Genomic DNA, 12,766 nt, shown 5'->3' with positions numbered 1-12,766 from the left:
GTGATTTTATTCATCTTATCTTTAACTCAACCATTTTAAAACCCACTTACAAAAAGATCCCTATAAACCTATGCTTTGTAAGAGGGGTGCCGAGCTTGCGAGGCGGGGTGTTGAAATAGAAAAAGTCCATAACTCCAACTATTCATATACATTCATGCCCAATAATTAAGGTACATGCCATTTACCTTAGCTTTGCTTTAATTCGGTTTTTAATACTTCTAGTAAATGTCTGCATGCCGTATCAATCATCAAATACACCTGATCAAACCCATCATTATAATACGGATCTGGCACATTATTTATTGCCAAAGTGGGCGCATATTGTAGTAATTTCATTACCTTTTGCATGTCGATATTTTGTGCAATCATCTGCATATCTTTAAGGTTTTTATCATCCATGGCAATCAGATAATCATAATGCTCAAAATCTTCTGCCACTAACTGCCTTGAGCGCAAGTCACGAATATCACAATCATATTTCAATGCCGTTGCTATCGTTCTTGGGTCAGAGGCATCACCTTTGTGCCACTGACTAGAGTGTGTGCCCGATGACTCAATTTCAAAATAAGGTTCTAAATGCGCCTCAGCAACAAGTTTACGCAAGATACCATGCGCCGTTGGTGAGCGACAAATATTGCCCATACAGACAAACATAACTTTAATCTTCTTCATATGCTTGATGACAACCATAAGGAGTAATCATTATTCCTGAGGCTAGTGTATTACATTTGACTAGAGGATTAACAGCACTATTTATCCTCATTATGTCGCATTGGGTATTATTCCAACTACATTTCCGTAGCATTTATATCGCCCACAGAATGATTCACGAGCAATATATGGCAAAAAAATAAATCTTGATCTACTTTAAACAATGACCCAATCAACTTTTAGAGGTGACACCATGATGAAAATAAGGAAACTTGAAAAAGAAATCGCTGAAAGCATCGACAGCCCAAAAGATAAAACCATCAATGCCAAGTCAGCTAACTTATTTATCAGCAAATTCAAACCAATCGCTTACGGGTTTGTGCTACCGATGAAAACGCTTAAACAGTAGTAAAAAATAAAGTCATTAGCCAATAACACCCTAAAAAAATCAAACTCAATATTGAACCAATACAAAGAAAGGACGCAAAGCGAAAAGCAAATATTTTCACACGCTCAGCCGATTGAAAAAGAATGACATTACTAGCTGCTCCTAACATGCTAAGATTCCCTGACAATGTGCTACCTACCGCAAGTGCGATGAATAACTCACTTGTCTGTCCATATTGGTTTAATAATGGCAGCAACAACATTACCGCGGGCACATTGGATAACATTTGACTTAACACAAAACCAATCATAATAAGGCTTAATGGATTAAGCAGCCATGCTTGATGCGTACTTAAAAAGCTCTGCGTTATCCCTGTTAACCAAACCGCATGCATAAAAACAAACATAGCAACAAAAAAGATGATACTCGTCCAGTCTAGATGTTTAAATACAGCCATTCGTCGTTGGTAAGCAATGATAATCGGCAAACAAGCAATAAGGGCAATATAGGTTAGCGAAATAAAAGGCATCGCGATGAGCGTTAATAGCACTTTGAGTATAATAAGTACGATAAAGCTCATCAGGGCAATGATTATAGGGGCAAATGCTTTAACATTTATTGACACACTTTCAGTCATTGAGATATTAGTGCTCATCGGTAGGCGTAGCTCTTTGCGATATACAAATGCAATCAGTCTATAACAAGAATAAAGCGTGATCATACTAGGAATAAATAAGTAGCCAAAGAAACCAATAAATGGAGTGCTCAAATGTCTAGCTATCAGCAAATTTTGCGGATTACCAATTGGGCTAAAAATACTGCCAATTGTCATACTAAACGCCAGCGCATATAAATATGGCGTACTGACAAGCGAATGGCGTTTAATCAGGGTTATTACGATACCCGCGCCAATAATCGCAATCGTATCATTAAGAAAAAGTGCTGATAACAAACCACTGCCAAAACACAAAATACATAGTAACTTCTCTTGTGACGCATGACGCACAACATACTTTACCAACATCACATCCAACAACCTACTATCATGTAATGCGCTACCGATAAAGAAAACTGCAAAAAGGTAGAAAATCGTCGGAAAATCAATCGCCTGCCAAGCCTGCTGCAGCGAGATATTACCACTAGCGACAACAATAATGGCGCATATCAACATCACCAACCAAATAGGTGCTGAAAATCGCCCTACTTTACGCAAAGACGCAGCAATAAAAAGAATAACCAACAAAAAAAGTGGTAAATAATTCACTTTCTAGTCGCCACCAAGGTTAAAGTCCAATAATTATAATCTCTCTATTTGCAGATGGGTAGCTCCATAGGAAATCAATAACCAACTCACCCAGCTACGCCATACTAAAACTACAAATTTTTATAATTTGCCAAAGACTCCTCTCTTGAGACTTTAAGGTCAACAACTGGATAAGGGTAATCTTTACCAAGCCTAATGCCAGCACTTTGCAAAACATCCTCAGATGCTAACCACGGTGAGAACAAATACTTATTCGGCAGTTGACTTAATTCAGATAAATAGCGACGAATATACTCACCATCACCATCAAACTTTTGCCCTTGAGTGACTGGATTGAAGATGCGAAAAAAAGGAGCAGCATCAGCACCACTTCCTGCAACCCATTGCCAATTGGCACTGTTATTGGCCAAATCAGCATCAAATAAACAATCCCAGAACCATCTGGCACCATGATGCCAATGAATATGACAATTCTTTGTCAAAAATGAAGCGACAATCATTCTGACACGATTATGCATAAATCCCGTTTGCCAAAGCTCTCGCATTCCCGCATCAACAATCGGAACACCTGTTTTCCCTTGTTGCCATGATATTAATAATTGCTTATTGTCTTGCCATGGATAATGATCAAACTTTTGCTGCCAATTGTGATCAATTAATTGTGGATAATGATAGAGCAATGCATAATTAAACTCGCGCCATATAATCTCTGATAAATAGGTCTGCTTATTATCGTTATCACATTTTGCATAACGCACTCTATCCCAGATAAAGTGTGGCGATATTTGCCCAAAATGTAAAAACGGTGCAAGCTTAGATGTTGCGTTTAAGCTAGGAATATTACGATTGTATTGATACTCATTTAAATGATGTTCAACAAAGGTATTTAAATAATCATGTGCCGCCTTCTCACTAATTTGCCAATGTGATAATACCCTCTCTGACCAATCATGCTGAGGTAATAAGTTTAGATCCGCCAAACTGTTATTACTTACTTTAACTTCAGTCAAGCAGTTTTGTATCTCTTTAATCTCATCTAATGGTGCTCTTGGTGGCATGACTTGCAGTGCTTGGCGCTTAAATGCGCTAAATACTTTGTAAGGTTCACCATTATGCTTTAATACCTCCCACGGCTCCCACAATAAACTGCTATTGAAACTATGCACATCTATCGCGTCCGCTTTCAATTGCGCTTTAATATGTTTATCTCGCGAGACTTGCCATGGTGCATATAAGCGATTCCAAAATACCTGCTTAATATCATAGCGCTTGGTAAGCTCAGTAATGATCTCATAAGGGTCACCTATAAAAAACTGTAGTCGATGATGAAGTGTCTGATTTAAGGATTGTAATGCATAATGAAGCCATGCTTTACTTGCCGCCCCCATTTGCCAGTCTTGTGAATCATTATCATCAAGAATATAAATCGGCAAAACCACACCACTTTTGAGTGCTGCATTAAGCGCTGGATTGTCAATAATTCTTAAATCTTGGCGAAACCAAAGAAGAACTTCTGGTTTTTGCAGCATCATCGATATTACTCACCAATAATGCTTTTCAACATCTTAATATGCTCATCACGATCATTCAAGCACGGGATAACAGCATAATGCTGACCACCAGCATTTAAGAATGTCTCACGTTCCGTCTCTTTTAACTCCTCCAACGTTTCCAAGCAATCCGCAGCAAAGCCAGGTGCTATCACCAACACATTTTTTTTGCCCGCTTTGGCGAGATTTGCCAACACATCTGTTGTATATGGTTTAAGCCATTCTTTGGGTCCAAAGCGAGATTGGAAAGATAGTTGAATATCTAGCGTTGTTTCACTCAGTGCACTTTTAAGGAGCTCAAAGGTTCTTAAGCAATGCGCTTGATACGGATCACCCTTTTGTACACACTCCAGTGGAATACCATGAAATGACAATAACAACACATCTGGCGTGAAATCGATTGTCTCCAGATAACTTAAAACACTCTCTTTTAATGCCTCAATATAAGCAGGATGCTGATAATAAGGAGCAATACCGACAATATTAGGTTGATAACGCATTGTTTGCAACACACGAAAAACCTCATCATAAACCGACGCCGTTGTTGTGGCTGAGTACTGCGGATAAAGTGGCACAATAGTAATTTCAGTAACACCTTGAATACTCAAAGCCTCAATCTTTGCTTTAATCGATGGCTCACCATAGCGCATTGCAAAATCAACGATCACCTCATTATCTAGCTTATCGGCAAGTTTACGTGCTTGAGTTTGTGTGTAATACATCAACGGTGATAATTGTTTATCTTCAAACCAGATACTTTGATAAAGCTTAGCGGTTTTAGGGGAGCGAAATGGCAAAATAAACAAACGCAAAATGGGTTGCCAAATGAATGAAGATGCTTCAATAACACGCCGATCAGACAAAAATTCTTTAAGATATTTACGCACATCTTTGACTTGATATGAGTCAGGCGTTCCTAAATTAACCAACAGTATTGCTTTCTTAGCGCTACTTATTGCCTTTCCTTTATTGCTCATTTTCTTTATCTCATCCATTTTATCTGCATTATGAATTGCTCAACCAACACAAGGCTAATTAGTCATTTACAATGTATTTATTTACTGAGGTTATACACTTCTATTCACAACCACCAACTGTTATTTCATCGATTTTAAGGCTTGCCTGCCCAACACCGACAGGCACAGACTGTCCATCCTTGCCGCAAACGCCAATGCCTTTATCCAAAGCAAAGTCACTACCCACCATCGAGATTTTTTGCATCACTTCCGGACCATGACCAATCAAAGACGCACCCTTGACCGGATGTATAATTTTACCATTTTTGATCAAATATGCCTGATCCATCACAAATACAAATTGCCCTGAAGTAATATCCACTTGTCCACCATTAAAGTGAGTCGCATAGATACCATAGTCAATACTTTGGATCATATCCTCAAGTGTATCCTCACCTGGCAACATATAGGTATTCGTCATTCTAGGCAATGGTATATGCGCATAAGATTGCCTTCTGCCATTACCTGTTACTGATACGCCAAAGGCTTTCGCTGAAATTCGATCATGCATATAGCCTTTTAAAATACCATTTTCAATCAACACCGTTTTCTGAGTTGGTGTGCCTTCATCATCAAAATTAAGTGAGCCTCGACGATTGGCAATACAGCCTTCATCAATTACCGTGCATTTCTCTGAGGCAACTTTTTGCCCGATTTTTCCTGAGAAATGTGAGCTCTTTTTGCGATTGAAATCGCCTTCCAAACCATGCCCTACTGCTTCATGTAAAAGTACCGCAGGCCAACCTGAGCCAAGTACCACTGGCATTTTGCCACTAGGTGCAGGCTTTGCCTGAAGATTAGTTTTAGCACCCTTATACGCTTCATCAACATAAGACTTCCATAAGTTATGCTCAGTGAAGTAATGATAGTCATAGCGTCCACCGCCACCAGCTGAAAAGCTTTCGCGCTTTTGATCTGCCTTACCATCAGTAACCATAATTAAGCTGACATTCATACGCACCAACGGTCTTACATCCATCACACACAAACCATCGGTATTTAAGATCAATACCATTTCCATATTTGAGGCAATGGAAACGGTAACTTGCTCAATATTGCTATCTAATGATTTAGCATAAGCATCAATTTGATGAAGCAGTGCAATTTTATCTTCCGCAGGCATGCTATCCAATGGGGACAATGCTGGATAATGGCGAATAATGTGTGGCGTGTTAAGTTTTTCAACCTTATGAGGATTAGCACTGTCTTTTAATAAGTAAAGTGCGGTTTTAATCAGTTTCTCAATGGTGTTCAGATGCAAATCATCGGCATAAGCAAAGCCTGTCTCACCATCAAAAACGGCCCTGACACCAATGCCTTGCTCGATACCAAAACTGCCATGTTTGACAACGCCATCATCGAGCATCCAGCTTTCAGAGATAATCTTTTGCAAATACAAATCACCGAAATCAATTCGCTTTTGGCTTAATAAATTCAGTAAGCCTTTTAATTTTTCCAAACTTAAATCAAATGGCTGTAATAACTGTTCATTAATAATACTGTAGTATTGATCCTGCATTTTCTTCCTAAATTATTCAAATATACTGATATCACCACTGCCAACGCGCAATATTTCGACAGGGGCTTCGGTCATATCAACAACCGTTGTTGGTTCATAACCACAATAATCCGACTCAAGAATATAATCAATCATCTGTGCACAGGGTTCATTGGCAAAGTCCTCGCTATATACAAGTGCATTATCCTGATCTGGCAAGATAAAAGTGGTACTTAATAGTGGTTCGCCTAATGCCTCACTTAGCATCAAAGGCACTGGATGATCTGGCACACGAATGCCAACGGTTTTTTTGCTTTTGTTTAACATTAACCCCGGTACTTTACTCGTTGCCTGCAAGATAAAGGTGTAGCCACCTGGTGTTGCTCTTTTGAGTAAACGATAAGCACTATTATCAACCTTGGCATATTGCGAAATCTCAGATAAATCACGACAAATAATTGTGAAATTATGTTTATCATTCAAATCACGAATCTTTTTTATTTGCTGTAATGGTTTTTTCAAGCCCATCTTGCATCCTAATGCATAGCCTGAGTCTGTCGGATAAGCAATCACCTTGCCATCATTTAAAGCATTAACAATTTCTGCTAAGACAGCCTTATTCGATGAGTAAGGATTTATTTCAATGTATTGGCTCATAGCAGCTTCTTACTTTATACTGGTCGCGAAAATTTGTGCTAAGTGTACCACTAACCCTCTCTGGAGAGAATATGAAGAAACTGCTTTTTGACTTTTTCCCTATTATCATCTTTTTTGTCGTTTATAAAATGTATGATATCTATACTGCCACGGTGGCACTCATCATCGCCACGGCAATTCAGCTTACCTATGAAGTTATCCGCTATCGCAAAGTATCGATGATGCATGTTGTGACATTTGTCTTGGTGTTAATCCTAGGTGGTGCTACCGTCTACTTCCATGATGAAGCATTGATCAAATGGAAAGTCACCATTGTCAATTGGCTATTTGGTGTGATTTTTATCTTCTCAACCTATTTAATGAAAAAGCCAATTATTCAACGCCTGATGGAAGAAAGCATTGAATTGCCACAAAAAATCTGGAAACGCCTTAATAATATCTGGGGGTTGTTTTTCTTGTTTTTAGGCGCGATCAATCTCGTTGTTGTTTATAATTTCTCAACAGATATCTGGGTCGACTTTAAGCTCTTTGGTATGCTTGGAATTACTTTTGTATTTGTTATTGCTCAAGGTATTTTTCTTGCCAAGCATATTGATCATAAAAAATAATTGCTCTAACCATATTCCTGCCCACTTTGATTGTATAGTTGGCTGAGCGTAAGTCGAAGCCTCTATAAAGTGTGACACTCCCAAGCTTACCACACTTCGACTAATGCTCAGTGCATCGCTTCGACTGATGCTCAGGGTACGGTGAGCACTTGTGGGTGAATAGTTAGTCTTAGCCAAAATAATTGCTCTTAAATTAAGCACTCAACTCTATCAAAAAACTCTCAATAGCTAACTGTTTATTGACATTAAAGTGCTTACCCTCATAGGCCTTAAGCTTTAATAGCCGCTGATAAAAACCATATAACGCAATATGATCATAGCGATTAATCAATCGATCTAATAACGCCTTTTGCTCTTGTGTTGGCATGGTTTGTGATAAACCCAAACGATAATAATAAGCATCGATCAGTAAACTGGTTAACCAATAAATCGCATCCTGATAATAGACATTGATATCAATGCTTAATGCCAAGGGTGATAACTGTCCTTGAATGACTTGTATTAGCTCTTTGCGTAGTTGCCAGAAACTCTTATCCGTCTTAATGCGATCAATCACTCGAAGATCTGCCTTACTAATCGCTAATGCTTTGGCAATATCCCCATCATTCATTTGATACTTTTGCGTGAGATACGCTTTCTTTTGTGCCAATGTCAACGCCAGATCAAACACTTGAACACGCGATCGCAATGTAGGCATAATCCACTGTAATTGATTAGTTGTCATCACAAAATAAGTATTCTCTGGCGGCTCCTCTAAGCTCTTTAATAACGCATTGGCAGCAGATATATTTAAGGCTTCCAATGGGCACAGGACAATCACCTTAGCTTTAGCGCCATGGCTTGTTAGATAAATGCCTTCTAATAGATTTTTGATTTGATCAATCTTGATTTGCCCATCATCTGCTTTCAGATAAAAAACATCCGCAGCTGTCGCCAGATCATCCACGATATCATGTTCTAATAAAACAGCCGTGAGTTTAGTTAGTAACGACTCAAGTGGCAAATGATCAATATTATTTAATAAAATCCCGTGAGCCAAACGATTTTGCGCTAATGATGCTTTGATTTGCTCAATAAAATCAGCATGAAAAACACTTATATCAATATCAGACATTTATTGACACTCATGGTCCAACGCGTTGAAAGACTTTCAACGCACTATGGCACATACTCGCGAGTTTTGATTTTTTTGTTTTGTATTCGATATGAAATAACTTTAATGATCCCGATTGGTATTTATCCAATAAATAGGCATCACTTGTTTTAAGTACATCAACTAGATTAAGTTCCAAAGCAGACTGCCCAAACCAGTACTCACCTGTTGCTACTTTCTCAATATCTAAGTTCGGTCTAAAGTGAGCGATATGCTCTTTAAAAAGCTTATGTACAACCTCAAGCTCTTCTTTGAATTTCTCGCGCCCCTCGTCAGTATTCTCACCCAACATGGTCAAGGTACGCTTATATTTGCCCGCAGTATGCAGCTCAACATCAACCCCTTTATCGCTAAGAAGTCGGTGAATATTTGGCAATTGTGCCACGACACCAATTGAGCCAACAATGGCAAAAGGTGAAGCAATAATCGTATCAGCAACTGATGCCATCATATAGCCACCACTGGCGGCAACCTGATCAATCACTGCTGTTAGTTTAAGATTAGCTTCTTTAATGCGCGCTAATTGTGCTGCGGCTAAACCATAGCCATTGACAGCCCCACCTGGGCTCTCCAAGCGGATAACCACTTCATCATTTTTATTGGCAATCTGTAAAATAGCATTGACTTCTTCTGCTAAGGCTTCACTTTGCGAGGCTTTGATATCACCCTTAAAATCAATGACAAAAACATTACTCAAATCATCATGTTGCGCTTTGTGTGCAAGCTTTAGCTTTTCTTGATTTGCCTTATGCATTTTTTTAAATGCTGATTTATTCAGTACTTCATGTGCTAACTGCTCTTGGCGTTGTTGGTAGGCTTCATTTAATGACTTAACAACCAACTGCCCTTTTTTGTTATCCGCCTTACCCTTTAGTGACAAAGCCAAGATAAACCCAAAGGCAATGATAATAGCAATAACAATCGTTGCTGCCTCAAGCACGAAAAACAAATAATTAATAGCATGATCTGCCCACATACGATGAACTCCTAGTGACGACGGTAAACTTTCTTAACCTGTTTTGGCAAGGTGCGTTGAAATGACTCACGCGCAAAAATGCGCTCAGCATATTTGGTGATATCCCCTAATGACTCATCCAAAGGAATGCCTTGCGCTGGTAATGCATGCAACAATGCCGCTAGCGAGCAATCTGCCAACGTCATTGAATCTGACATAAAAAATTCATTCTCTGAAAAGATTGGCTCAATGGCTCTAAAGCTATCAACCAATGCCACTTTAGCTTCTTCAACTTTTTTCTGATCCGTACCGCACAAAATAAAATTAAGCAATGAATACCACTCACGATCAATTCGTGTCATCGCCAAGCGCGTACGTGCACGTTCAACCGGATAGTTTGGCAACAGTGAAGGTGCCGGATAACGCTCATCAATATAAAGCATCACCACCTCAGGATCATAAATGACATAGTCACGCTCTTTTAAGATCGGTAACGTTCCTTCAGGGTTTAATTCTAAAATCATTTCTTTATCAATGATTTCATCTAACTCAACCACCTTGAAACTCATACGTTTTTCTTCCAAGGCAATGCGTGCGCTATGCGAATACGGGCAATCTTTTTTTATAAAAAGTGTGATATACATGAAACAGTTATTATCTATAAAACAAAATGATAGACAATGGTAAATGGTTTGCCGTAGTTGGTCAATTGCTTCAATTTGAAATTCCTAAATTACATGACATTTTAATTCAAAAGTATTAAGATGCGCCCGTTTGCCTAAATTCAACCACAAAAAATTAAAAGAAACTAAAGAGGGAGTCTGCACACGATGCTAAAAATCTTACACTTTTTACTCGCACTGATCATTCTTGCTGTGATTCTATATCTCACAAGCATGAATCGTAAAAACATTAAAGCACGCTTTATTATTCAGCTGATTATTATTGAGATTATTGTCGCTTATTTCTTATTAAAATCCGCCGTTGGCGCTGACATTATCAGCGTCATTTCAAGTGGGTTTGATCATGTCATGCAATACGCGATGGAAGGAACTAAGTTTGTCTTTGGTTCGGTCGTACCTGAAAACTTCGTCTTTTTCTTTAATGTGTTAATGCCAATTGTTTTGGTATCGGCTTTAATTGGTATCTTGCAATACCTTAAAGTCTTGCCACTTATTATCCGTGGTGGTGGTTGGCTTTTGTCCAAAATCAACGGCATGGGCAAACTTGAATCTTTCAATGCCTTAAGCTCACTGATTTTGGGACAGTCTGAAAACTTTATTGCTTATAAGAATATTCTATCTGAGATTTCAGAGCGCAGAATGTATACGATGGCCGCCACGGCAATGTCAACCGTGTCTCTGGGGATTGTTGGCTCATACATGCAAATCCTTGATTCTAAATATATCATTGCTGCTTTGATTTTAAATATGCTAAGCACCTTTATTGTTTTACATATCATCAACCCATATGACTACTCAAAAGAGCAGAGCTTTGAGGATATGAGCTTGCATGCTGATAAAAAGCAAGCTTTCTTTGAGATGTTAAGCGAGTATATTCTTGATGGTTTTAAAGTCGCTATTATCGTTGGTGCGATGCTTATCGGCTTTATTGCATTACTAGCAATGTTAAATGGTATCTTTAACGGCATCTTTGGTATTAGCTTTCAAACCCTTCTAGGCTATGTATTCTCACCAATTGCATGGCTTCTTGGCATTCCAGGCAATGAGATCGTTCAAGCCGGCGGCATTATGGCAACCAAGCTTGTTTCTAACGAATTTGTTGCGATGTTGTCATTAAAAGATCAATTGACACACTTCTCAACGCATAGTGTTGCAATCATCTCTATATTCTTAGTATCCTTTGCTAACTTTGGCTCAATTGGCATTATCGTTGGTGCGGTTGCCGCTTTAAATGGCGAGCGCGCTAAATTTGTGTCACGCCACGGCTGGCGATTAGTCTTTGGTGCTACTATGGTGAGTTTCTTGTCAGCGTTGATTGCAGGATTGGTGATTTAAAACATAAAAACACGAATCAACACAAATCCTAAAACTGCGCCTGCTAGGGGTGCTAATATCGGCACCCACGCATAGCTCCAGTCACTTGAGCCTTTGCCTTTAATGGGTAATAAAGCATGTGCAATTCTAGGTCCCAAATCACGTGCCGGATTGATTGCATAACCTGTAGGACCGCCCAAAGATAAACCAATCCCCCAAATGGCAAAACCAAAGACATAAGGTAAAGAACCGTTAGCAAAGGGTAATTGATTACCATAGCTAATCAGAGCACCGACAAACACAATCAAAAACGTTGTTGCAATCAGTTCTGTGACAAAATTGCTGCCCTTATGACGCATTGCCGGATAAGTTGAAAACACCATTAACTTAAAGTGTGCATTATCGGTATATTGCCAATGTGGGTAATAGGCAAGCCAAACAAGGACAGCCCCTAAAAAACAGCCAATCACTTGCGCAATCCATAATAATAAGACTTCGCCAAAGGAAGGATAAACGCCTCCTAATAGATACTTGGCTAAGGTGACCGCAGGATTAATATCGGCTTGTGGCGAGCCTGCAGCTTGAGCAACAAACACGCCCATCATGACGGCAAAGCCCCAACCTGCAGTAATGACAATCCAACCACTGTTTTCTGCTTTGGATTGTTTTAATAAAACGCCTGCAACAACACCCCCACCTAAGAGTATCAATACAAGGCAGCCAAGCAATTCCCCAAAAAAAGCACTATGTAACATAAATCATCCTCCTGTTATTTTCTTGCAGAATAATAGTAAATTAACTGGAGTTACGAACTCTTAGTATTTCAACACCCCGCCTCGCAAGCTTGGCACCCCTCTTGCAAAGAGGGGGATTAAAATCACCATTGCCCAATTCCCCTCTTTACAAGCGGGGTGGCAGCCGTAGGCTGACGGGGTGTTTATAAAATCATAGCTTTTCTATAACTTCAGTAAACTAATCTGCGGCGCCTAATATATCACAGATATTTTTGACACCCGTCAATATTTGTGG

General features: G+C 39.2%; 13 protein-coding genes. 3 read left to right on the top strand and 10 right to left on the bottom strand.

Features of this window, described 5'->3' with window-relative positions:
- Positions 1–186: 186 nt before the first annotated feature.
- A complete protein-coding gene (locus tag ACY10D_RS03335; RefSeq protein ID WP_486999360.1) occupies positions 187–672 on the bottom strand; it encodes a low molecular weight protein-tyrosine-phosphatase in 486 nt (161 codons plus the stop codon).
- Between the two features lie 232 nt (positions 673–904).
- Between ACY10D_RS03335 and ACY10D_RS03330 the strand changes: the two genes are divergently transcribed.
- Positions 905–1,060 carry a hypothetical protein gene (locus ACY10D_RS03330; protein WP_486999359.1) on the top strand — a complete coding sequence of 52 codons (156 nt, stop codon included), beginning with the start codon at positions 905–907 and terminating at the stop codon, positions 1,058–1,060.
- On the opposite strand, the gene ACY10D_RS03325 is transcribed toward ACY10D_RS03330, so the two are convergent.
- The 5 genes from ACY10D_RS03325 to ACY10D_RS03305 all read right to left on the bottom strand — a co-directional run bounded on the left by ACY10D_RS03325 (position 1,050) and on the right by ACY10D_RS03305 (position 7,024).
- Entirely contained in the window at positions 1,050–2,303 is a 1,254-nt protein-coding gene (locus tag ACY10D_RS03325; RefSeq protein ID WP_486999358.1) for an SLC13 family permease, read from the bottom strand. The two genes, ACY10D_RS03330 and ACY10D_RS03325, sit on opposite strands and share 11 nt — an antisense overlap.
- A 110-nt stretch (positions 2,304–2,413) precedes the next feature.
- Entirely contained in the window at positions 2,414–3,835 is a 1,422-nt protein-coding gene (locus ACY10D_RS03320) for a cryptochrome/photolyase family protein (RefSeq protein WP_486999357.1), read from the bottom strand.
- Positions 3,836–3,840: 5 nt separating this feature from the next.
- Positions 3,841–4,839, bottom strand: a complete 999-nt coding sequence (gene hemH, locus ACY10D_RS03315) for a ferrochelatase (RefSeq protein WP_486999361.1) — start codon at positions 4,837–4,839, stop codon at positions 3,841–3,843.
- Between the two features lie 91 nt (positions 4,840–4,930).
- Positions 4,931–6,388: a metalloprotease TldD gene (gene tldD, locus ACY10D_RS03310; RefSeq protein ID WP_486999356.1), complete on the bottom strand. Its 1,458-nt coding sequence runs from the start codon at positions 6,386–6,388 to the stop codon at positions 4,931–4,933.
- A gap of 12 nt (positions 6,389–6,400) precedes the next feature.
- Complete coding sequence (locus tag ACY10D_RS03305) at positions 6,401–7,024, bottom strand: L-threonylcarbamoyladenylate synthase (protein ID WP_486999355.1); 624 nt, start codon at positions 7,022–7,024, stop codon at positions 6,401–6,403.
- A gap of 71 nt (positions 7,025–7,095) precedes the next feature.
- On the opposite strand from ACY10D_RS03305, the gene ACY10D_RS03300 reads away from it, so the two are divergent.
- Positions 7,096–7,632 (top strand): septation protein A, encoded by a 537-nt coding sequence (locus tag ACY10D_RS03300; RefSeq protein ID WP_486999354.1) that lies wholly within the window; start codon positions 7,096–7,098, stop codon positions 7,630–7,632.
- Between the two features lie 193 nt (positions 7,633–7,825).
- Here ACY10D_RS03300 and ACY10D_RS03295 read toward each other — a convergent pair whose 3' ends face one another.
- Genes ACY10D_RS03295 through ACY10D_RS03285 form a run of 3 tightly spaced genes read right to left on the bottom strand, consistent with a single transcriptional unit; the run spans position 7,826 to position 10,384 of the window.
- Positions 7,826–8,746: a DNA polymerase III subunit delta' C-terminal domain-containing protein gene (locus ACY10D_RS03295; protein WP_486999353.1), complete on the bottom strand. Its 921-nt coding sequence runs from the start codon at positions 8,744–8,746 to the stop codon at positions 7,826–7,828.
- Positions 8,747–8,756: 10 nt separating this feature from the next.
- Positions 8,757–9,761, bottom strand: a complete 1,005-nt coding sequence (sohB, locus tag ACY10D_RS03290) for a protease SohB (RefSeq protein WP_486999352.1) — start codon at positions 9,759–9,761, stop codon at positions 8,757–8,759.
- 11 nt (positions 9,762–9,772) lie between these two features.
- On the bottom strand, positions 9,773–10,384 hold the full coding sequence (locus ACY10D_RS03285) for a glutathione S-transferase N-terminal domain-containing protein (RefSeq protein WP_283156695.1): 612 nt from the start codon (positions 10,382–10,384) through the stop codon (positions 9,773–9,775).
- Between the two features lie 186 nt (positions 10,385–10,570).
- On the opposite strand from ACY10D_RS03285, the gene ACY10D_RS03280 reads away from it, so the two are divergent.
- Entirely contained in the window at positions 10,571–11,758 is a 1,188-nt protein-coding gene (locus ACY10D_RS03280) for a NupC/NupG family nucleoside CNT transporter (RefSeq protein WP_486999351.1), read from the top strand.
- Here the strand turns inward: ACY10D_RS03280 and ACY10D_RS03275 are convergent.
- Complete coding sequence (locus ACY10D_RS03275; RefSeq protein WP_486999350.1) at positions 11,755–12,492, bottom strand: MIP/aquaporin family protein; 738 nt, start codon at positions 12,490–12,492, stop codon at positions 11,755–11,757. The two genes, ACY10D_RS03280 and ACY10D_RS03275, sit on opposite strands and share 4 nt — an antisense overlap.
- Between the last annotated feature and the right edge of the window lie 274 nt (positions 12,493–12,766).

The organism is Cysteiniphilum sp., from assembly GCF_057495195.1.
Note: the sequence above shows the minus strand (reverse complement) of the source record. Positions and strands in the feature narration are given on the sequence as shown.

Excerpts from the sequence above, each read along its gene's own strand:
- ACY10D_RS03335 (WP_486999360.1), bottom strand. The coding sequence starts at position 672 with ATGAAGAAGATTAAAGTTATGTTTGTCTGTATGGGCAATATTTGTCGC.
- ACY10D_RS03330 (WP_486999359.1), top strand. The coding sequence starts at position 905 with ATGATGAAAATAAGGAAACTTGAAAAAGAAATCGCTGAAAGCATCGAC.
- ACY10D_RS03320 (WP_486999357.1), bottom strand. The coding sequence starts at position 3,835 with ATGATGCTGCAAAAACCAGAAGTTCTTCTTTGGTTTCGCCAAGATTTA.
- tldD (WP_486999356.1), bottom strand. The coding sequence starts at position 6,388 with ATGCAGGATCAATACTACAGTATTATTAATGAACAGTTATTACAGCCA.
- ACY10D_RS03305 (WP_486999355.1), bottom strand. The coding sequence starts at position 7,024 with ATGAGCCAATACATTGAAATAAATCCTTACTCATCGAATAAGGCTGTC.
- ACY10D_RS03300 (WP_486999354.1), top strand. The coding sequence starts at position 7,096 with ATGAAGAAACTGCTTTTTGACTTTTTCCCTATTATCATCTTTTTTGTC.
- ACY10D_RS03295 (WP_486999353.1), bottom strand. The coding sequence starts at position 8,746 with ATGTCTGATATTGATATAAGTGTTTTTCATGCTGATTTTATTGAGCAA.
- sohB (WP_486999352.1), bottom strand. The coding sequence starts at position 9,761 with ATGTGGGCAGATCATGCTATTAATTATTTGTTTTTCGTGCTTGAGGCA.
- ACY10D_RS03285 (WP_283156695.1), bottom strand. The coding sequence starts at position 10,384 with ATGTATATCACACTTTTTATAAAAAAAGATTGCCCGTATTCGCATAGC.
- ACY10D_RS03280 (WP_486999351.1), top strand. The coding sequence starts at position 10,571 with ATGCTAAAAATCTTACACTTTTTACTCGCACTGATCATTCTTGCTGTG.
- ACY10D_RS03275 (WP_486999350.1), bottom strand. The coding sequence starts at position 12,492 with ATGTTACATAGTGCTTTTTTTGGGGAATTGCTTGGCTGCCTTGTATTG.